The organism is Pseudomonadales bacterium (genome assembly GCA_041395665.1).
Taxonomy (GTDB): Bacteria; Pseudomonadota; Gammaproteobacteria; order Pseudomonadales; family UBA7239; genus UBA7239.
Genome location: JAWLAB010000003.1, coordinates 218,821 through 238,920, shown reverse-complemented (window position 1 = coordinate 238,920; position 20,100 = coordinate 218,821). Strand labels below are relative to the sequence as shown.

Here is a 20,100-nt window from a genome sequence, read left to right as displayed (position 1 = left end):
ATATTTTAATTGTTTAGATTAAATATATAGTGTAACTACATGATAAATAAACAAATAATGGTTTTAGAGCAAGATGCACTGCGCGGGCGCGGCGAAAGTATGCCAGTGCCTACTTTGCACGCTGTTTTGCAGACACCCATGCAGCCGCCGTTTCCTGCAGGTTTTCAGCAATCCATGTTTGGCATGGGCTGTTTTTGGGGTGCTGAACGCAAGTTTTGGCAGCGCGAAGGGGTATATACAACGGCGGTTGGCTATGCGGGTGGCTTTACGCCCAATCCGCTGTATGAAGAGGTGTGCAGCGGGCTGACGGGCCACAACGAAGTGGTGTTGGTGGTGTTTGATCCTGCCGTCGTCACTTACGGGGCGCTGCTAAAAGTGTTTTGGCAGGGACACAACCCGACCTTAGGCATGCGCCAAGGCAATGACATCGGCACGCAGTATCGCTCAGGGATTTATTGCTTTGACGCAGCGCAGCAGCAAGCGGCTCAAAGCAGTGCGGCGCTGTACCAGCAGGCGCTCAAGCAAGCAGGCAAAGGAGAAATCACAACGGAGATTTTGCCGGCTCCTGCGTTCTATTTTGCCGAGCCCTACCATCAGCAATATCTCGCCAAGAATCCTGACGGCTACTGCCCGCCGATTCACTGTCAGGCGACAGGCTTGCCCAGCTTTCCGTCTTGAATATATTGATAGGCTTCCAAGCATTGCGTCATGTGCGTACGCTGTGTAGGCGTTGCATGCTCGATGAAGCGCGGATGGTAGGCGGTTCCGCCACCAGCCATATCGAGGAACATTTGTGTGAGTCTGGCGAGCTCCGGTAAATCTTCATCCGAAAATCGCTGTGAGGCGCAAATGCTCATCATTCTGCGGTTGGATTGCGTGTGATTTGTCGCGTGCTTGAGACGGTAATCAAAAACCAGCGCATCGCCGGGTTGCGTAGGAATCGTAATCGCCGGTACATCATCCTTTTCCAACCCTAAATGCTTCTCGTGCTTCCACACGTAGCGTTCGCAGAGATTGGCAAATTTGTCGCCAAACAAATGGCTGCCAGGGATGGCGCGAAAGCCGCCGTTATTGGCATCCAGTGGCTCTAAATACAACAGAATTTTGACATGGCGATACTTGAAGAACGCGCCGTATAAATCGGAGTGCCAGTAGGTATCGCCAGTAAAAATATTGCCGTCACTGGCGCGGTACAAATAATCTTCGCCCAGTAGGGAATTAAATATGCCGCTGATAACGGGATGATCGAGTAGAGCAGAAAGCTTGGGATCTCTTTCAATAAATTGCAGCAAGAAGCGACGTGATTTCATGTAGTGCGCTTCGTGCCGCCAGTCCACCACTTCAGACGCATTTTGCTCAAACAGCTGATTGAAGGTGTTTGATACTTCTTCGATGCAATCCTTCAGCAAGCCGGGGATGACCAAATAGCCAAAAGTATCAAAAAGTTTTTTTGCTGATGGGTGAGGATTAATGGTGTGGCGGTCATAGTGCACTCGGCGACATATCTTTTCGTGAATTCTGCACAGCGGCAGACAGCTTAGGATTGATGCCGGTCAAGCTACCACGCCATTCAAGGAAGCACCAACCGTTTTAGTAGCAACCCTATGAATTTACTGGAATTTGTTTCATTGAATTTGATAGGCGCTTTCGGCATGATGGTTCGCCTTTTTTTGATTCACTCACATGTCAGCAGAGTTGCTACAACGCCGTATCGTCGTAACGGGTGCCGCCGGTTTGGTCGGTCAAAACCTGTTGTTGTTGCTGTGTGAGAAAGGGTATCGCAATGTACTGGCGATTGATCGCCACGCGGAGAATCTTGCTATTGCAGCCCGTTTGAATCCCAGTGTGCAAACCTTGTGTGCGGATTTAGCGGAAGCGGGAGAGTGGCAGCAAACTTTTGCTGGTGCGGATATGGTGATACAGCTGCACGCACAAATTACGGCTGTGCAAGATGCTGCATTTGAGCGCAATAACATCGAAGCCACGCGCCATGTGCTCACCGCTTGTCAGCAACACAATGTGCCGTATTTGCTGCATGTCAGTTCTTCTGTTTTGCATTCCGTAGCGGATGATGCTTATACGCGCACCAAGCGAGAGCAAGAAGTTCTCGTGAAAAATTCAGGTATTGCACACTGTATTTTGCGTCCCACGCTAATGTTTGGTTGGTTTGATCCGAAACATTTTGGTTGGTTGTCACGCTTTATGGCGCGCACACCGATATTTCCTATTCCGGGCGACGGCAAGTTTTTACGCCAACCACTATACAACCGCGATTTTTGTCGCGTGATCTTGGCCTGCTTGGAAACGCAGAGGGCAGGCGATGCTTATGATATAGTCGGTCGCGAAGATATCGACTATGTATCCATTATTAACACGATTCGTGATGTTAAAGATTTGCATACACTGATTTTGCATATCCCGTTTGCTTTTTTTGATGTGTTGTTGAAAGTGGCTGCAAAGCTCATGCGCCAGCCACCGTTTACCAGCGCACAATTGCATGCATTGTCGGCGGGTGATTATTTTGTTGGTGTCGATATTGAACAAGAATTTGGCGTGAAACCAACGCCGTTTTTACAGGCGATACGAGAAACTTTTTTGCATCCTATTTATTCATTCATTGTGGTTAAGCGTTAGTTGGCAATGACAGTGACAACAAAAAAAATTGCTGTTTTAGGTGGTGGTCCCATGGGTTTGGCAGCTGCATGGCGTTTGCTGAAGCAGGGGCATCAAGTCAGTCTTTTTGAAGCGGGCGATCGTTTAGGCGGCATGTCGGCTTCATTTGATTTTGAGGGCCTGCCTATCGAACGATTTTTTCATTTTTTGTGTACCACGGATCATGATTATTTTGAATTGCTAAATGAATTAGGGATTGCTGATCAGTTGCGTTGGGTGAATACCCGCATGGGTGTATTCCACCAAAAAAAATTGTACAACTGGGGGGAGCCTTTTGCGCTGCTGAAATTTCCAGGACTGTCTCTGCTGGAAAAAATTTGCTATGCATTCAAAGTGATGTATTGCAAACATCTGAAAGATTTTTCTGAGCTGGATAAAAAAACGGCGACGGCGTGGTTGAAAAATATGTTGGGAGAGAGGGCGTATTCCATTCTGTGGGAGCCGCTGCTGTCGCTGAAGTTTTATCAATTTAAAGATGAAGTGTCAGCTGCGTGGATAGCTGCTCGCGTGCAGCGCGTCGCGCACAGTAGACAAAGTCTATTTAAAGAAAAACTGGGCTATCTAGAGGGTGGCTCAGATACTTTTCTGCATGCTATAGAAAGGGCCATTCGTGAAAAGGGCGGTGATATCCACTTGGCTACGCCGATTGAGCGAGTGCAAGTGAGAGATGGAAAAATTGACGGCTTAAAAATTGGCGATGAAATTCGTTCATTTGATGCGGTGATTTCAACGATTCCACTGCCTTATGTGGCGCGCATCATTCCCGATTTGCCACAGGCGGATTTAGACAAGTTGGCAGCAATTCGCAATGTGGGCGTGGTGACTGTCAAGCTGAAATTAACGCAATCACTGACACCTTATTTTTGGTTAAACATTACTGATACGCGTTACGGCATCCCAGGTGTTATCGAATACACCAACCTGAATCCTTTACCAGATACGGTTGTCTACATTCCATACTACATGCCGCAAGACAACGCCAAATACAGTTGGGATAACGAGCAATTTCGTTTGGAAACGATCAAGTGTTTGCAAGATATCAATCCCAACTTTGATGAAAGTTGGATTAAAGCCATGCATGTATCGCGCTATTTCTACGCGCAGCCAGTTTGCACGACTAACTTCCTAGAATCTTTGCCACCGATGAAAAGCGCAATCGAAGGCTTCTTTATGGCGGATACGAGCTATTACTACCCGCAAGATAGAGCGATTACTGACAGCATAAAAATGGGTAATCGCTTGGCGGACATGGTTGTATGAATCTTATCGTAAGAAAAATTGTAGAAGACTTTCTTACGCTGCAATTCATTAAATTTTTCTTTTCTGCGCTTGCTGCTGCGGCAGTTAATTTTTTAGTGCGATTAGTGTTGGATCCCTATGTTGGCTATTCCTACGCAATCGTCATTGCTTATGTTGTCGGAACAATTTTTGCTTTTTTCCTTTATCAGCGCAAAGTTTTTGGCGATGGTATTCGCCCCTTGTGGCAGGAAACATTTCTCTATGTTTTTGTCACTTTGGCTGCAATGGCACAGACTTTAATTATTAGTATTGTGCTGGCAGATCACTTTTTCCCCGCAATTAATTTGCTGTGGTATCCCAAAGAGCTGGCGCATGTGATTGGTATGGGCGTGCCTATGTTTAGCAGTTTCCTTGGGCATAAATATCTAACATTCAGCCAGCACACAATTCCTGATTGATTTTTTCTTTAACAAGCTAGATAGGAACGATAGTCATGTTGCATCCACATTTTCACGCTAAAACGCGCCCTGATCATCCTGCTGTTATCATGGCAAGCACAGGTGAAACGATTTCGTTTGGGCAACTAGAAGTGCGTTCCAATCAAATTGCACATCTGATGCGCAGTCATGGTTTACAGCGCGGCGATCACATGGCGTTTTTGTTGGATAACCATGTGCGTTTTTTTGATTTGGTGTGGGGGGCAACGCGCGCTGGGCTTTATTTCACGCCGATCAGTTATTACCTGCAACCGGATGAAATCGAATACATCATCAATAACTGTCACGCCAAAGTGTTGGTTGTGGCAGAAAAATTTTCTGACAAAATCAAACCGATTTTAGAAAAAATTCCCGAAGTCAAAGTCTGTTACATGATGGATGGCGTGCAAGCCCCCTTTCAAAGTTGGGAACAGGCAACAGCGGCCATGCCGACTACGCCGATTGCCGATGAATCAGAAGGTCGTGAAATGTTGTATTCCTCTGGTACAACAGGTCGCCCGAAAGGTATTAAGTTTCCATTAAGTGAAGGCGGTTTGGGCGAAGCGCCGGATATTGTGCGCTCGGTGGGTTTGGCGCAGTTCATGGGTGTTAATCATGAAACAGTTTCGCTGTCGACTTCACCGTTGTATCACTCTGCGCCGCTTGGCTTTGCAACGGGCTGTCATCGTTTGGGTTCGACAGTTGTCATCATGGAAAAATTTGATGAAGAAAAAGCGTTGCAGTTGATTGAAAAATACAAGATCGCGTACAGCCAATGGGTGCCAACCATGTTTGTGCGCTTACTAAAATTACCGGAAGCGGTGCGGCAAAAATACGATGTATCCAGCATGAAATTTGCTATTCACGGTGCAGCACCATGCCCCGCAGAAGTGAAGCAAAAAATTATGGCGTGGTGGGGACCGGTGTTGTGGGAGTTTTATTCTGGCTCTGAGCGCAACGGGATTTTCATGGTCAGCCCGCAAGAGTGGTTGGCGCATCCGGGCACGGTTGGTAAATGTGTGGATGCCAAAGTGCATATCGTGGATGACGAAACGGGTGAAGAATTGCCAGCCGGACAAATTGGCACAATTTATTGCTCGCAAGGCACCAATTTTGATTACCACGGTGATGCGGATAAGAAAAAATCCATCACCATTCGCGACGGCTGGACCACGATTGGCGATGTCGGTTATCTCAATGCTGACGGCTATTTATTTCTCACCGACAGAAAGTCTTACATGATTATTTCTGGCGGCGTGAATATTTATCCGCAGGAGACAGAAGATTGCTTAATCACGCATGACAAAGTGTTTGATGTGGCGGTCTTTGGTGTGCCGCACCCAGAAATGGGTGAGGAAGTGAAAGCGGTGGTGCAACCAATGAACTGGCAAGAGGTTGGCCCAGCCTTAGAAAAGGAATTGATCGAATTCTGTCGTTCAAAAATCAGTGCTATCAAATGCCCACGCAGTATTGATTTTGAAAGAGAATTGCCGCGTGAAGAAACAGGGAAAATTAAAAAGCGTTTGATTAAAGATCGCTATTGGCAAGCAGGGCAGTCCATTGGTTAATCAATCCAATATTGATCTGGTGCTGTTTGATTTTGGTGGTGTCTTTACGGCATCACCTTTTTTTGCTGTTGAAGCGATGGCAAAAGAAATGGCTGTCGATGTTGAGCAATTTTCGGAATTGATGTTTGGCGCCTATCACTTAGATACAGATCATCCTTGGCATCAGTTAGAGCGCGGCGAGCTCAGTTTTGATGAGGCGCGCGAGCAAATCATTGCATTGGGTAAACAAAATGATCTCACAGTTGATCCGTTGGATTTGTTGATACGCATGGCGAGCGGTCAGTTAATGCAAGAGGCAATGATTGATGTATTGTGTGAAGTCAAAGCAGCTGGTTTTGCCACAGGTATTATCACTAACAATGTGCGCGAGTTTCGTGATGGTTGGCGTGCGTTGATGCCAGTCGACGAATTGATTGATTGTGTGTTTGATTCCAGTGAATTGGGTATGCGCAAACCCAACCCTGCGATTTACCAACACGCGCTGCAAGCAATGGGTGATGTGCCACCAGAGCGCGCAGTGTTTTTGGATGATGTTGAGCAGAATGTTTTGAGTGCAAAAAATCTTGGCATGCAGGGCATTCAAGTGACCCAAGATACGCAGACGGCGATTGCTACTTTAAAAACCTTATTGCGCTTGTGAGGTGATATCTGGCAGATAGTCAGCGCCGAGGTAGGCTTCAATCACTGCTGGATTTTTCTGCACTTGCTCTGGTTTTCCTTCCGCAATTTTTTTGCCGTAATCCAATACGGTGATGTAATCACACAGCCCCATCACCAGTTTTACATCGTGCTCAATCAATAATACGGTGATGCCGTCCTGGCGAATACGCAGCAATAATTCGCGCAATTCTTCTGTTTCTGTTGGGTTCATGCCTGCTGCGGGTTCATCAAGCGCGAGCAAGAGAGGTTCGGTGGCAAGTGCGCGTGCAATTTCTAATTTACGCTGAAAGCCGTAAGGCAAATCAGCGGCGCGTTTGTCGTGAACATAAGCAGGAAGACCTACATAATTCAACAATTCGATAGCGCGTTGTTGTATCGCGGCTTCTTCTTTGCGCTCTCGCGAATGTCGCAGCACTGCGCCCAACGCGCCAGTTTTAGTGCGTGGATGGCGACCAATCATCACATTCTCTAATGCCGTCATATTGCTAAACAGGCGAATGTTTTGAAAAGTTCTGGCGATACCGTGTTGCACGATTTGATGCGGCGGTGCATTCAAAATATCCTGATCGCGCAGCAATAGTTTTCCTGTATCCGCTTGATACAAGCCAGTCAAAATATTGAACAGCGAAGTCTTGCCTGCGCCATTGGGGCCGATAATGCCGTAGATGGTTTTTGCAGGTACGCTAAAAGAAACGCCATCCAATGCGCGCAAGCCACCGAAACTTTTACCGATATTTTGTGCTTGCAGCAGCGGGGCGGTTTGCATATCAGCGGCTACCAAAACGCGCAGGCCACAGACCTTGCGGTTTGTACAACATGGTGGCGACGAGCGTTACGCCGAACAACAACATACGCAGGTTTTCGGGGTCAATAATCACGCGCCCCATCAAGGCTCTTTGTGCGGGGATGGCGAGATCGCGAAAGATTTCTGGCGTGATTGTCAATAACACCGCGCCGAGAATCACGCCCGCAATATTGCCCATGCCGCCTAAAACCACCATGCATAACACCATGATGGATTCGAGCAAAATAAAACTTTCTGGGCTGACAAAACCTTGAAAGCCGGCAAACAAACCGCCCGCGACACCGCCAAAAGATGCGCCCATGGCAAAGGCGAGCAGTTTGATATTGCGTGTGTTGATGCCGCAGGCTTTGGCTGCCATTTCATCTTCGCGCACCGCCATCCACGCGCGTCCAATGCGTGAGTTTTGTAAACGAATCGAAATAAAAATCACCACGCAGGCGAGCAACAAAAATAAGTAGTAGTAAAAATAAACGGAAGTGATGCGCAAGCCGAGAAAAGAAAAAGATGTGGCAGGAAAAAGCGGATCAATCAAATTGATGCCTTGCGGGCCGTTGGTCAAATTGAAGGGGCGATCGAGATTGTTCATAAACAAACGCACAATTTCGCCAAATCCTAAAGTAACTATCGCTAAATAATCGCCGCGCAAACGCAAAGTCGGTGCGCCTAGTAACACACCAAAAAATCCAGCGACCACCGCACCCAAAGGCAAAATTACAAAAGGCGACCAGTGCAAACCCAAATGCGGCGAAGCGAGCAGGGCGTACAAATACGCACCGATGGCGTAAAACGCGATATAGCCGAGATCCAGCAGCCCCGCGTAACCGACCACAATATTCAAGCCCAGCGCGAGCATGGCGTAGAGCAGCACAAAATCCAGCGTGCGCACCCAACCACTGCCGAGCGTCATGCCGGTCAGCAGCGGCAGTAGCAGCGCGGCCAGTACCACCAAGGCATAGCCCATCCAAATGCGGCGTGGAATAGCAGTTGTCATCAGGCTCGCTCGACCGTGGCTTTGCCGAGCAACCCGGATGGCTTCAATACCAACACGGCAACCAGCACGAGAAACGCGAAAACATCTTGGTAATTGCTGCCCAGCACACCGCCGGTGAGATCGCCGATGTAGCCAGCGCCCAAGCTCTCAATCAATCCCAATAGCAGTCCACCCACCACAGCGCCAGTGAGATTGCCGATGCCGCCCAGCACTGCCGCTGAAAAGGCTTTCAAGCCCAATATAAAGCCCATGTAAGGGTCAGCTTGCCCGTAATTGGCGGCGACTAGAAATCCGGCCAAAGAGCCCAGTGCAGAACCGATAGCAAAAGTGGCGGCGATGATGCGATTGACATTGATGCCCATCAGCTGCGCCACTTGGCCATCTTGAGCGGTGGCGCGCATGGCGCGACCGAGCTGCGTGCGGTTGACCAGCAGCCACAAACCGATCAAAGCAATGGCTGATACCAGCACAATGGCAACTTTGGTGGGCGTTAAGCTGGCGTAAGCAAAGGTGAAAGATTGTGTCGGCAGGATGTCAGGGAAGCGTTGATAGCCGCGCCCCCAAATCATCATCGCCACATTTTGCAGAATGATAGAAACGCCAATCGCTGTGATCAGTGGCGCAAGGCGTGGGGCGTTGCGTAGCGGTCGATAGGCAATGCGTTCAATGCTCATGCCGAGCAGCATGCAGGCGGGAATGGTGATAAAGAGCGCCAGCGTGATGCACAGAAACGGCGGCAAACCAAAAACTGTCATCAATACATTGAGCAGGGTGATGGAAATCATCGCACCCATCATGGTGACTTCGCCGTGCGCGAAGTTAATCAAGCCGAGAATGCCGTAAACCATGGTGTAGCCCAAAGCGATCAGGGCGTAAACACTGCCCAGGATGATGCCGTTCGCCAGCTGTTGTGCGAGGATTTCCATGGTGGAGGCGAGCTGCGCTTACTGATCGCTAGCTGTCAGCGCAAATTGCCACTGACCATTGCGTACTTGATAGATAGACACGGGGCTGTTGAGCAAATCGCCTTTGGCATCGAAGCGAATATTGGAGGTCAGACCTTGGTACTCCATTTTCGCTAACAAGGGGCGGTATTTTGCTGGATCAATGCTGCCAGCTTCTTGCATCGCCTTTGCCATCATGCGCATGGCATCGTAAACATAAGGTGCGTACAGCTGGATCACGCCGTACTTGGCTTCAAATTTCTGTTTGAACTCTGGGCCGCCTTTCATATTGCTCAGTGGAATGCCGGGGAGAGAGCCGATCACGCCTTCGGCATCATTGCCGGCCAATTTCAGAAACTCGGCGGTGTAAACGCCATCGCCACCCATAAAAGGCATGGTGATGCCCAGCGCGCGCATTTGTTTCACCATCGGTGCGCCTTGTGCGTCCATGCCGCCGAAGAACAACAGCTGTGCGTCTGAACCTTTGATGTTGGTGAGAATGGCGTTGAAGTCGGTGGATTTATCGGTAGTGAACTCGTGCTTCACGATGGTTGCGCCCAGAGATTCTGCCGTTTTAGCGAATACATCGGCCAAGCCTTGCCCGTAAGCGGTGCGGTCATCAATGATCGCCAGCTTCTTCATGCCTAATGTATTTACCGCGTAGCGTGCCAATTGCTTGCCTTGCTGGCTGTCGTTAGCCATGACGCGGAATGCGCCGGAAAAGCCTTGGGCGGTGTAAGCGGTGGCCGTAGCAGAAGGGGAGATTTGCACCAAGCCAGCATCGTGGTAAATCTTCGATGCGGGAATGGAAGTGCCGGAATTGAGATGCCCAATAACGCCGCTGACACCGGCATCAACCAAGCTTTGCGCCACCTGTGTGGCGGTACGCGGGTCAGCCATGTCGTCTTCCGACATCAACTCAAAGTGGGCGGTTTTGCCACCGATTTGCAGGTTTTCGTTGTTGAGCTCGTCTATCGCCAAGCGAATAGCGTTTTCATTGTCTTTGCCGAGATGCGCTTGCGGACCCGTCAGCGGGGCGGCGTGACCAATGCGAACCGTGAGCGTGTTGCTATTTGCACTGTTATCGGCAGGCGTGGAAGTTGTTGCAGGAGATTTGCCACAACCAGTCAGTAAAGCCGCAGAAGCTAGGAGACCGCAGGCAGCCATCATCGGTAAACGCATGAGAAAAGTCCTTGATTTTCAAGATGCAGGATTATCCTTGCGGGCTGCTGGCAATGTCAAAACTTTACGATTGCAGGCACAGAAAGCAATTTTTTTGGCCATGAAAACTACGATATTTGCAAGTATTTACAGTCTTTCCTTTTGAAAAAAAATACGGGTAGAATGGCCGCTCGAAATCGGCACCCCCAATAAAAAGGACAGTGCGGATCTTGATAAACCCTACGGAGCAAACTAGAACCATGAGCAGCATTGAAGAACGCGTTAAGAAGATCGTTGCAGAGCAACTCGGCGTTAAAGAAGAAGATGTTAAAAACGAAGCCTCTTTTGTAGAAGATTTGGGCGCAGATTCTCTGGACACTGTTGAGCTCGTCATGGCTCTGGAAGAAGAGTTTGATATTGAGATTCCAGATGAAGAAGCTGAGAAGATTACAACTGTTCAGTTGGCGATTGACTACGCCAATACTCATCTGAAATGAGGTTGAGCCGTTTAGCGGCTCGCTCACCATCTGTTATCAATTGAAAAGCCGTTACTTTGCAGTGCGGCTTTTCTTTTTGGTCGTGACATAACGAGGAAATTTAGGCGTGTTAGGCAGAAGAGTGGTAGTTACAGGTCTGGGCATGGTTACGCCGTTGGGCAACACCGTCGCTAGTACATGGGAAGGCGTGTTGGCATCGAAAAGTGGTATTGCGCCGATTGAACACTTCGATGCTTCGCCGTTCACCACGCAATTTGCCGGCAATATTCGCGGTTTGGATATTGAGCAGTACATGCCCTTGAAAGATGCGCGCAAAATGGACGCATTTATTCAGTATGGCTTAGTCGCCAGCATTCAAGCAGTTGAAGACAGCGGTTTTGTGGTGACAGAAGAAAATGCGGATCGCTGCGGTTCTGCGATTGGTTCTGGTATTGGTGGTATTGGTGCGATTGAAGAAAGCCGCGATTTGATCAACACCAAAGGCCCCCGTCGTATTTCGCCGTTTTTTGTGCCGGGCAGCATCATCAATATGGTCTCTGGTAACTTAGCGATCAAATACGGTTTGCGCGGCCCAAATATCGCCGTCACTACCGCTTGCACAACAGGCACGCATAACATCGGTTTGGCTGCACGCATGATTGCACTCGGCGAAGCAGACATGATGGTCGCCGGTGGTGCAGAAATGGCATGCACACCCGTGGGTTTGGGTGGCTTTGCCGCAGCGCGTGCGTTGTCGACACGCAATGACAATCCAGCCGCAGCGAGTCGCCCTTGGGATAAAGACCGCGACGGTTTTGTACTCGCCGACGGCGCAGGCATTGTGGTGTTGGAAGAATACGAAAGCGCCAAACAACGCGGTGCAAAAATTTATGCAGAGTTGTGCGGTTTTGGTATGAGCGATGACGCTTATCACATGACTTCGCCACCAGAAGATGGCAACGGTGCAGCGCGTTCCATGATGAATGCATTGCGCGATGCAAAAATTAATGCAGCAGATTTGCAATACATCAACGCGCATGGCACTTCCACACCAGCGGGTGATGTTGCGGAATGTCGCGCAGTCAAAAGTGTGATGGGTAATGCCGCTGCGCAAGTTGCCGTGAGTTCAACTAAATCCATGACCGGACATTTGTTGGGTGCAGCCGGCGCGATTGAAGCAATTTTTTCTGTGTTGGCCATTCGCGATCAAGTCGCGCCGCCAACCATCAATTTAGATAATCCAGACGACGGCTGTGATTTGAATTTTGTGCCGCATCAACCACAAACCATGACAATTCGCTACGCGATGTCGAACTCGTTTGGTTTTGGTGGCACTAATGGCACGCTGCTGTTCGGAAAAATCTGACGCGTAGCTGGTGGTAGCCGTGCAATCAGTGGCTATTCCTCAAAATTGGGAACGCGCTGTTTCTTACGGTGATGGTTTTTTTGAAACTGTCTTGGTTGTCGATGGTAAAGCGCCGTTATGGGCTTTCCATCGTGCGCGATTGATTGATGCGGCAAAGCGTTTACGCATGGATTGCGACATCGCCACTATCGAAAATAGTTTTCAACAATGTGCGAAACAGCAATCGCTAGCGGTCGTAAAAATTATTGTGGCACGCAGCGGCGGTCAGCGTGGCTATTCACCAGCAAACACCAATTACTCCGTCAGTATTAAGGCTTATCCGGCACCACAATTCTCGCAGCAGCGCATTACACAAGGCCTGCGTTTGCATTTGTGTCGTCAGCGTGTAGCACACAATCCTGCACTGGCAGGCATCAAGCATCTCAGTCGTTTAGAACAAGTATTGACGACAGGTGAACTGAACAAATCACTTTATGACGACGGCTTGATGTTGGATACACAAGGTAGTGTGATTGAGGGCATCAGTAGCAATGTATTTGTTTTGCAAAAAAACACATTGCTGACACCAAACTTGAAATCCTGTGGTGTTGCAGGCGTGATGCGTGCTTTTGTTTTGCAGCAACTCGCCGCAGATATCGGCATGGCAGTCGAAGAAACACGCCTGACATTACAAGACTGCTTGAATGCAGAGGGAATGTTTCTCTGTAATAGCGTGATTGGCATTGTGCCTGTGCAATCTATCGGTGTGAGCAAAATTGCACTGCATACAGAGACGGTAACAAAAATTTGGCAAAAACTTTCTATGCTCGGCTATGCGAGGCTTTATGGCTAAGTTTACTGCGCGTTATGTTGTACAAACTTTGGTATTTCTTTTTCTTATCTCGGTTTTATACGGTGTTTGGGAGGTTAACCGTACGCTATACAGGCCGATCAAGTTGGATAACGACACACATACAGTTTTGGTCGGTCAGGGGGAGACGCTGACCAGTGTAGTGATGCGTTTAGCTGATAAAGGTATCGTTCGTCATCCTAAATGGTTATTGGTTTACGCGCGCTGGAAAAATCAAACACATATCCGTGCAGGGGAATATGAGTTGCAACAGGGAATAACAGGCGAAGCCCTATTACAGAAACTAGCATCTGGTAAAGTGATTCAGTACCAAGTTACTTTGATTGAAGGAAGTACATTTTCAGATGCAATGAAGTTGCTGCTGAGCCAGAAAAAATTAATTGATGATGTCACTCATCTTAAAGATGAAGATTATAAGAAGCTATTAGGCTTTGAAAGGAATAAAGCGGAAGGCTACTTTTTTCCAGACACATACAGCTTTGTCAGTGGTATGAAAGTGTCAGATGTGCTGCGAGTTGCTCACGGCAGAATGAAATCTATCTTAGAAGAAGAATGGAAAAATAGAGCGCAGAACCTTCCCTATAAAACCTCGTATGAAGCGCTTACTATGGCAAGTATTATTGAAAAAGAAACAGGCGCTGCTCATGAAAGAAAACAAATTTCTGGGGTTTTTGTGCGCCGGATGCAGAAGGGCATGAAACTGCAGACGGATCCAACAGTCATTTATGGTTTGGGGGCTGGATTTACAGGCAACCTAAAACGAAGTCATTTGAAAGAACCTTCACCATGGAATACTTATGTGATTGACGGTTTGCCGCCTACACCAATCGCCATGCCGGGGCGTGCGGCTATCAATGCAGCACTGCATCCTGCAGAAGGCAATACGCTATTTTTTGTGGCTAAAGGCGATGGCACGCATACTTTTTCAGAGACGCTGGTTCAGCACCAAAATGCTATAAACGAATATCAGCTGCGTAAAAACGACAACTATCGCTCATTGCCACCGCCTGCTGCAGTAGAGCAACAGCAACAAGAGCCCGCGCCATGAGTACAGCAAGAGGAAAATTTATTACTGTTGAAGGCGGGGAAGGTGTTGGTAAATCGACCAATATTCATTGCATTGAAACCTTTCTACACTCGCAATCTATTCCCTTCATCAAAACACGCGAGCCTGGCGGCACGCCGCTGGCTGAAGAAGTGCGTCAATTGTTGTTGGCGCCACGCGAAGAAGCTGTTTGTGAAAAAACAGAACTGTTATTGATGTTTGCTGCGCGCGCACAACATTTACAGCAGGTGATTTTGCCGGCATTACAGCGCGGTGAGTGGGTACTGTGTGATCGCTTTACGGATGCCACTTACGCTTACCAAGGTGGTGGCCGCAAGCTATCTATTGAAACTATTTTTATATTAGAAACGCTGGTGCAAGGTGAGTTGCAGCCCGATTTAACATTATTGTTGGATGTGGATGTCAGTACAGGCATGGCACGCTTGAGTAATCGTGATCACATTGATCGCTTTGAACGCGAACAGCACAGCTTTTTTGAAGCAGTGCGCGCTATGTATCGCCAACGCGCAAAACAGTTTCCTGAGAGATTTCGCATTATTGATGCAGGCCAGCCTTTGATGGCAGTGCAGGAAAATATTGTTCACTGTTTGCAAGAATTTATTGCGAGCTGCACATCTTCATGAGTAGCAATACTGTATTGACATTGGCGCCATTGCCGTGGCAAGCATCACTTTGGCAATCCTTGGTTGAGCGTAATGAACAGCGGCGTCTACCCCATGCGTTGTTGCTGCACGGTACCGCAGGAATCGGGAAAGGGCATTTGGCGCGATTACTAGCACTTTCACTGTTGTGTGAAAAACCACAACAGCATTTACCTTGCCGCAGCTGTTATGCCTGCCAAATGTTTGCGGCCGGTTCTCATCCGGATTTTTTTCTCGCTGATAATCATTACGGTCTCGATAAAATCGATGGCGATGACGAACCTAAAAAATCAAAAACGAAAAAAACGGCTGTGCCGAGCAAACAAATTAAAATTGATTGCATCCGTGATTTAATTCAATTTGGTGTGCAAACAGCACACCAAAATGGCAAGCGCGTCGCTTTGATTGAGCCTGCGGAGTGGATGAACCACAATGCCGCCAATGCACTGCTGAAAACACTGGAAGAGCCAGGCGAGGATATGCACATCATTCTCGTTTCGCATCAACCTTCGCGTTTATTGCCGACACTACGCAGCCGCTGCCAAGCATTGTTTTGTCCAACACCCAGCAAAGAGCAGTCAATACAGTGGTTACAACAGCAGCAGATTTCGGCGGATCGTGCTCAGGTTGTTCTATCTTTTACACATAACGCCCCCTTAAAAGCACTGGACGCTGCGAACGAACAGCATGATGTGTTGCACAAAGAAACTATGGAAACTTTGAGTGCTGCTCGCAATGGAGACATGAATTATCTGTCTGCTGCAGAATCACTTGCCAAACAAGATCCCGTGATTATTTTGGATTGGTGGTTGACGCTAGTGCATCAACAAACACGCAGTAATCCTCGTGCAGCTTTGTTAAAGTTTTATGACTCTTTGTTGGTGGCACGGCGAAAAATATTAGGCACAGCTAACCCCAATGCGCGGATGTTGTTAGAAACATTGCTCATTGAGTGGATGTTACTCAGTTAATTAGTAGGTGAAGTATGAAAAGACCCGTTTGGCTATTTAGTATGGACAGTGAGCGATTTTCTGCCGCACCGATGACAACGGGCGGTTTGAAAGCCTGCTTTCAAAAATACGGTAAGACAGCAGAAAGTACGGATATTGAGCTAGTACATTTTTTAGTGCGGGAAAATATCGAACCTTGGTTTCAAGAACAGTGGCTCAAGCAGTGTTTACCTCTGGCGGAACAAGCTCTGTCGCAAGGCTTACAACCTGTTGTCGGCTTTAGTGTTTATACATGGAATGCCGCCGAGTTTATTAACCTCATTAAACGCATACGCCAAAGCTGCCCGGCAATTTGGATTATTCTCGGTGGGCCGCATGTGCAACAAGTGGAAGATTATTTGTTGATTGATCCTGTCGATGCTATCGCCATGGGTGAAGGTGAATTTACTTTTGTCGATTGGTTAGACAGCGCACATCTTAAAAATTGGCGCAGTATTGATGGCTTGGCTTTCGTTGAGGACGGCGCAATCGTTAAGAATGCCACGCGCGCGCGCACCACCGATCTCTCTGTTTTTCCTTCTGCATTGGAGGTTATTCCATTAACGGATGATGAAGGGAAACCGCTGTACGAATCTGTGGCGTATGAAACCAGTCGAGGCTGTCCGTTCAAGTGCTCGTTCTGTGAGTGGGGCACAGGCATGTTGGGCACCAAGATTTATCAATTCCCTTTAGAGCGCACGCGTAGCGATTGGGAAAAAATCGTTAACGCTGGTATCGCCAATATCTGGCTTGCAGATTCCAATTTTGGTGCGCTGAAAGAAGATATCGAAAAAACCCGCATTGTCTGTGAGTTGAAAGATAAAACAGGCTTGCCTTCAACTTTTGCAACATCTTGGTCTAAGAAACACAACCCGCGCGTGCAAGAAATTGTGCTGATGCTCAATCAACACGGCTTGTTGCCTCATTATCAATTGGCCTTGCAAACCTTAACGCCTTTGGCGCTTGAATTATCCAATCGCAAAAACATGGCGGCGAATGAGTACGAGCCAATTGCTAAGGCGATGGCAGAAGCGGGTGTGCCGATTGCTGCAGAATTAATTTGGGGATTGCCCGGCGATAATTTGGCGGATTTCGAGCGCAATCTCGATAAGTTGATTGCCACTTTTCCAAATGTAAATATTTTTACTTACAACTTATTGCCTGGCACAGAGTTTTACGAAAAGCGTTTTGAGTATGAAATCGAAGCCGTGCCAGTGGCTGGTTATGGTCGCGCAAAAGGCGAGTATGTGATTGGCTGCCACACTTTTAGTGTGGAAGAAGGGCTAGAAGGTTACTTCTTGATTGCTGCACACATGGTGTTAGTACATGGCACTTTATTGCCATTCACTATTCGTTATTTAGCATTAGAAGCGAGTATTCCTGCCTCGCCATTGATGCGCGCTATTTTGAAACATTTGCTAAAACATTTTGGTCACATCATTACCACATCGCCTGTGAATGAATTGACTGTGCATGAAAAACTAAAAATTTACGAAAATCGTGCCGAGCTTTATGTGGCATTGTTTGATGATATTGATCTCAGCTTCGCGCTCATTCGTGAGGCAATTAACGAGTGGCTAGTGGAGCATGGTGCAAGCGCCGCCTTGCACCAGCGTGTAGATTGGATGTTGGATTTAGATAAAGCCTTGTGCCCGCGCAAAGGCAATCCTTCAACAGAAATTCATCATTTTTCTTGCGATGCACCACGCATTATTCAAGCACTGGAAGCCATGGATTTACCGCCTGCAGCCGCTTTTCAAGGCGACAGCTCTCTGACAGTGAAGTACCCAGGCGGTGTTGGCACGGTACTCAAAGATCCAGACGGCGGTAATTGGATGCGCGGCGATTGGTCCTTGACGAATGAAACGATGATTAATGTGATGGATGCCACACAAGTGGGTGCCGTATTGAGCTGAAAGCTATTGCCAGTGGCTAGCTCGAACAGCACAATGCTGTAAACATAAATAGACAATAATGATAGGTATGCCGTCGCTATGCAGAACACGATCCTTTTGGTTGAAGACAATGCTGACGATGAATTGCTTGCTTTGCGCGCACTGCGCAGCTGTAAGCAGGTGCAGGATGTTATCGTCGTCCGTGATGGTTCTGAGGCCTTAGATTATTTGTTTGGCAGTGGGCTATACAGCGAGCGAGACACTCGCGAACAGCCTAGTTTAATTCTGCTGGATATGAAATTACCTAAACTCAATGGTTTAGATGTGTTGCGCCGTGTGCGCCAAGATCCACGTACGCGTTATCACCCCGTTGTACTGATGACTTCTTCACGCCAAGAAACAGACATCATTGCTGGCTACAGCCTCGGCGCAAATAGCTATGTACAAAAACCGGTCAACTTCGATGAATTTGCTGAGGTGATTCATGATTTGGCCAAATATTGGATAGAAGTGAATCGCACGCCGAATTTATCCATTAACAGCAACTGAGTTGAACACAGAGAGTCGAAGACTGTATGTATCTGAATGTTCTAATTATTGATGACAGCGAAGACGACGCACTGTTGTTGGTGCGTGAGCTGAATAAAAACGGCTACGAGTTGCAGTTTGAGCGTGTCGATACACGTGAAGCGTTAACAAAAGCGTTGGAGCAAAACCACTGGCAATTGGTCATTGCTGATCACACGCTGCCTGGGTTTGATTCGGCAGACGCGCTGAAAATTGTCAAAAAATCGGGCATGGATATTCCTGTCATCATTGTGTCAGGGACCATTGATGAATCAGTGGCTGTTAGTGCTATGCGCAGCGGCGCGCAAGATTTCATCATGAAAGACAAATTGGCGCGTTTGATTCCTGCGATTGAACGCGAGTTGCGCGATGTGGAAACGCGTAAAGCACGCAATCAAGCCGAGCAAGCTTTATCACATATTGCTTATCACGATTCACTCACCAATCTTGCCAATCGTTCTTTACTGAATGATCGCTTGGAACAAGGCTTGGTACGCGCGCGGCGTGATAATTCGTTGCTGGCTGTTTTGTTTATTGATTTAGACCGCTTCAAAATTATTAACGACACTTTTGGTCACACTACGGGTGATATGTTGTTACAAAGTGCGGCAGATCGCATACGCAAAGCCACACGAAGACAAGATTTAATTGCTCGATACGGTAGTGATGAATTTGTTATTTTGATGGAAGACTTAGAGTCGCGTAACGAAGCGGCCACTGTTGCGCAAAACATTATTGAATCACTCCTCAAGCCTTTTAATATCAATCGCCACGAAATGTATGTCGGCTCCAGTATTGGTATTGTTTTTTCGCGCGATTGTGATGGCCGTGGTGAAATGCTGATACGCAAAGCGGATGCGGCAATGAGTCGCGCTAAAAGCTTAGGGCGCAATAAATATCAATTTTATATTGCAGAAATGGGCGACGAATCGCAATCGCGCAATCAGCTAGAACAGAACTTGTATCAAGCCTTGGCGCGTGGTGAGTTTGAATTGTTTTATCAACCACAGGTGCATGTTGAATCTGGTTTATTGCGTGGTGCAGAAGCGTTAATCCGCTGGCGACACCCTACGCTAGGTCTTGTGCCTCCAGCGCAGTTCATTGATCTACTTGAAGAGACTGGCTTAGTTTTACCCGTTGGTGAATGGGTGCTAAGAACAGCAACGCAGCAATGGATGGATTGGTTAAAACAAGGGCTTATCACCGAACGTCATGTAATTTCCGTCAACATTTCCTCTTATCAGTTTCGCGGCGCCGACTTAGTTTTTTCTGTTGGGAATGTCCTTGCAGATACAGATTTGCCACCACATATGCTGGACTTGGAGTTGACCGAAGGCACGCTGATGGAAGATACGCAACTCAGCCAACAAGTGCTGCAAACATTGAAAGAAATGGGCGTCAACTTATCTATTGATGATTTCGGCACTGGCTATTCTTCGTTGAGCTACCTGAAAAAATTCCCGATCGATTATTTGAAAATTGATCAGTCATTTGTTCGTGAGCTTACCAAAAACGAAGATGATGCCGTGATTGCATCGGCCATTATTGGTTTGTCACATAACTTGCATATGAAAGTGATTGCTGAAGGTGTAGAGAACCATGAAGTGTTGCAGTTTCTTGCAGGAAGAAAGTGTGACATCTATCAGGGCTACCACTTTTCAAAACCAATACCAACCAATGCTTTCTCTGATATTTTGCAAGCAGAGCAAAAGCAAATTCAATCGATGGGTTGA

20 protein-coding genes are annotated in these 20,100 nt (G+C 47.6%); 15 read left to right on the top strand and 5 right to left on the bottom strand.

The features are described from left to right. Positions 1–39 precede the first annotated feature (39 nt). Positions 40–678: a peptide-methionine (S)-S-oxide reductase MsrA gene (gene msrA, locus R3E63_05810; protein MEZ5539461.1), complete on the top strand. Its 639-nt coding sequence runs from the start codon at positions 40–42 to the stop codon at positions 676–678. Here the strand turns inward: msrA and R3E63_05805 are convergent. Further along, complete coding sequence (locus R3E63_05805; protein MEZ5539460.1) at positions 645–1,493, bottom strand: phytanoyl-CoA dioxygenase family protein; 849 nt, start codon at positions 1,491–1,493, stop codon at positions 645–647. The genes msrA and R3E63_05805 overlap by 34 nt on opposite strands. 190 nt (positions 1,494–1,683) lie before the next feature. Here R3E63_05805 and R3E63_05800 point away from each other — a divergent pair, with 190 nt between their 5' ends. From R3E63_05800 to R3E63_05780, 5 genes are read left to right on the top strand one after another with little or no spacing between them, the layout of a single operon-like run. After that, positions 1,684–2,634 (top strand): NAD-dependent epimerase/dehydratase family protein, encoded by a 951-nt coding sequence (locus R3E63_05800; GenBank protein ID MEZ5539459.1) that lies wholly within the window; start codon positions 1,684–1,686, stop codon positions 2,632–2,634. 6 nt (positions 2,635–2,640) lie between these two features. After that, complete coding sequence (locus tag R3E63_05795; protein MEZ5539458.1) at positions 2,641–3,933, top strand: NAD(P)/FAD-dependent oxidoreductase; 1,293 nt, start codon at positions 2,641–2,643, stop codon at positions 3,931–3,933. Further along, entirely contained in the window at positions 3,930–4,370 is a 441-nt protein-coding gene (locus tag R3E63_05790) for a GtrA family protein (GenBank protein ID MEZ5539457.1), read from the top strand. The genes R3E63_05795 and R3E63_05790 overlap by 4 nt, the downstream gene beginning before the upstream one ends. A 35-nt stretch (positions 4,371–4,405) precedes the next feature. After that, positions 4,406–5,956, top strand: coding sequence for an acyl-CoA synthetase (locus tag R3E63_05785; GenBank protein MEZ5539456.1), 1,551 nt, complete (start codon positions 4,406–4,408; stop codon positions 5,954–5,956). Further along, complete coding sequence (locus R3E63_05780; protein MEZ5539455.1) at positions 5,949–6,596, top strand: HAD family phosphatase; 648 nt, start codon at positions 5,949–5,951, stop codon at positions 6,594–6,596. The genes R3E63_05785 and R3E63_05780 overlap by 8 nt, the downstream gene beginning before the upstream one ends. Here R3E63_05780 and R3E63_05775 read toward each other — a convergent pair. The 4 genes from R3E63_05775 to R3E63_05760 are packed head-to-tail and all read right to left on the bottom strand — an operon-like array spanning position 6,582 to position 10,538. Next, on the bottom strand, positions 6,582–7,382 hold the full coding sequence (locus R3E63_05775) for an ABC transporter ATP-binding protein (GenBank protein MEZ5539454.1): 801 nt from the start codon (positions 7,380–7,382) through the stop codon (positions 6,582–6,584). The genes R3E63_05780 and R3E63_05775 overlap by 15 nt on opposite strands. Position 7,383: 1 nt before the next feature. Beyond that, entirely contained in the window at positions 7,384–8,412 is a 1,029-nt protein-coding gene (locus tag R3E63_05770; protein ID MEZ5539453.1) for an ABC transporter ATP-binding protein, read from the bottom strand. Beyond that, positions 8,412–9,338: a branched-chain amino acid ABC transporter permease gene (locus R3E63_05765; GenBank protein MEZ5539452.1), complete on the bottom strand. Its 927-nt coding sequence runs from the start codon at positions 9,336–9,338 to the stop codon at positions 8,412–8,414. The genes R3E63_05770 and R3E63_05765 overlap by 1 nt, the downstream gene beginning before the upstream one ends. An 18-nt stretch (positions 9,339–9,356) precedes the next feature. Next, positions 9,357–10,538, bottom strand: coding sequence for a branched-chain amino acid ABC transporter substrate-binding protein (locus R3E63_05760; GenBank protein MEZ5539451.1), 1,182 nt, complete (start codon positions 10,536–10,538; stop codon positions 9,357–9,359). Positions 10,539–10,777: 239 nt separating this feature from the next. Here R3E63_05760 and acpP point away from each other — a divergent pair, with 239 nt between their 5' ends. The 9 genes from acpP (at position 10,778) to R3E63_05715 (ending at position 20,100) form a co-directional block, all read left to right on the top strand. Then, positions 10,778–11,014, top strand: a complete 237-nt coding sequence (gene acpP / locus R3E63_05755) for an acyl carrier protein (protein ID MEZ5539450.1) — start codon at positions 10,778–10,780, stop codon at positions 11,012–11,014. Between the two features lie 106 nt (positions 11,015–11,120). Beyond that, the gene (gene fabF, locus R3E63_05750) at positions 11,121–12,359 is read left to right on the top strand and encodes a beta-ketoacyl-ACP synthase II (protein ID MEZ5539449.1); all 1,239 of its coding nucleotides are present in this window, start codon (positions 11,121–11,123) and stop codon (positions 12,357–12,359) included. Positions 12,360–12,378: 19 nt separating this feature from the next. Further along, positions 12,379–13,191, top strand: a complete 813-nt coding sequence (gene pabC / locus R3E63_05745; GenBank protein MEZ5539448.1) for an aminodeoxychorismate lyase — start codon at positions 12,379–12,381, stop codon at positions 13,189–13,191. After that, on the top strand, positions 13,184–14,257 hold the full coding sequence (gene mltG / locus R3E63_05740; protein MEZ5539447.1) for an endolytic transglycosylase MltG: 1,074 nt from the start codon (positions 13,184–13,186) through the stop codon (positions 14,255–14,257). Before pabC ends, mltG begins: the two co-directional genes overlap by 8 nt. Then, positions 14,254–14,898 (top strand): dTMP kinase, encoded by a 645-nt coding sequence (gene tmk, locus R3E63_05735; GenBank protein MEZ5539446.1) that lies wholly within the window; start codon positions 14,254–14,256, stop codon positions 14,896–14,898. The genes mltG and tmk overlap by 4 nt, the downstream gene beginning before the upstream one ends. Then, positions 14,895–15,887: a DNA polymerase III subunit delta' gene (holB, locus tag R3E63_05730; protein ID MEZ5539445.1), complete on the top strand. Its 993-nt coding sequence runs from the start codon at positions 14,895–14,897 to the stop codon at positions 15,885–15,887. The genes tmk and holB overlap by 4 nt, the downstream gene beginning before the upstream one ends. A gap of 14 nt (positions 15,888–15,901) precedes the next feature. After that, a complete protein-coding gene (locus R3E63_05725; GenBank protein MEZ5539444.1) occupies positions 15,902–17,821 on the top strand; it encodes a radical SAM protein in 1,920 nt (639 codons plus the stop codon). A 78-nt stretch (positions 17,822–17,899) separates the two neighbouring features. Beyond that, positions 17,900–18,349, top strand: a complete 450-nt coding sequence (locus R3E63_05720; GenBank protein ID MEZ5539443.1) for a response regulator — start codon at positions 17,900–17,902, stop codon at positions 18,347–18,349. A gap of 26 nt (positions 18,350–18,375) precedes the next feature. Then, entirely contained in the window at positions 18,376–20,100 is a 1,725-nt protein-coding gene (locus tag R3E63_05715) for an EAL domain-containing protein (GenBank protein MEZ5539442.1), read from the top strand.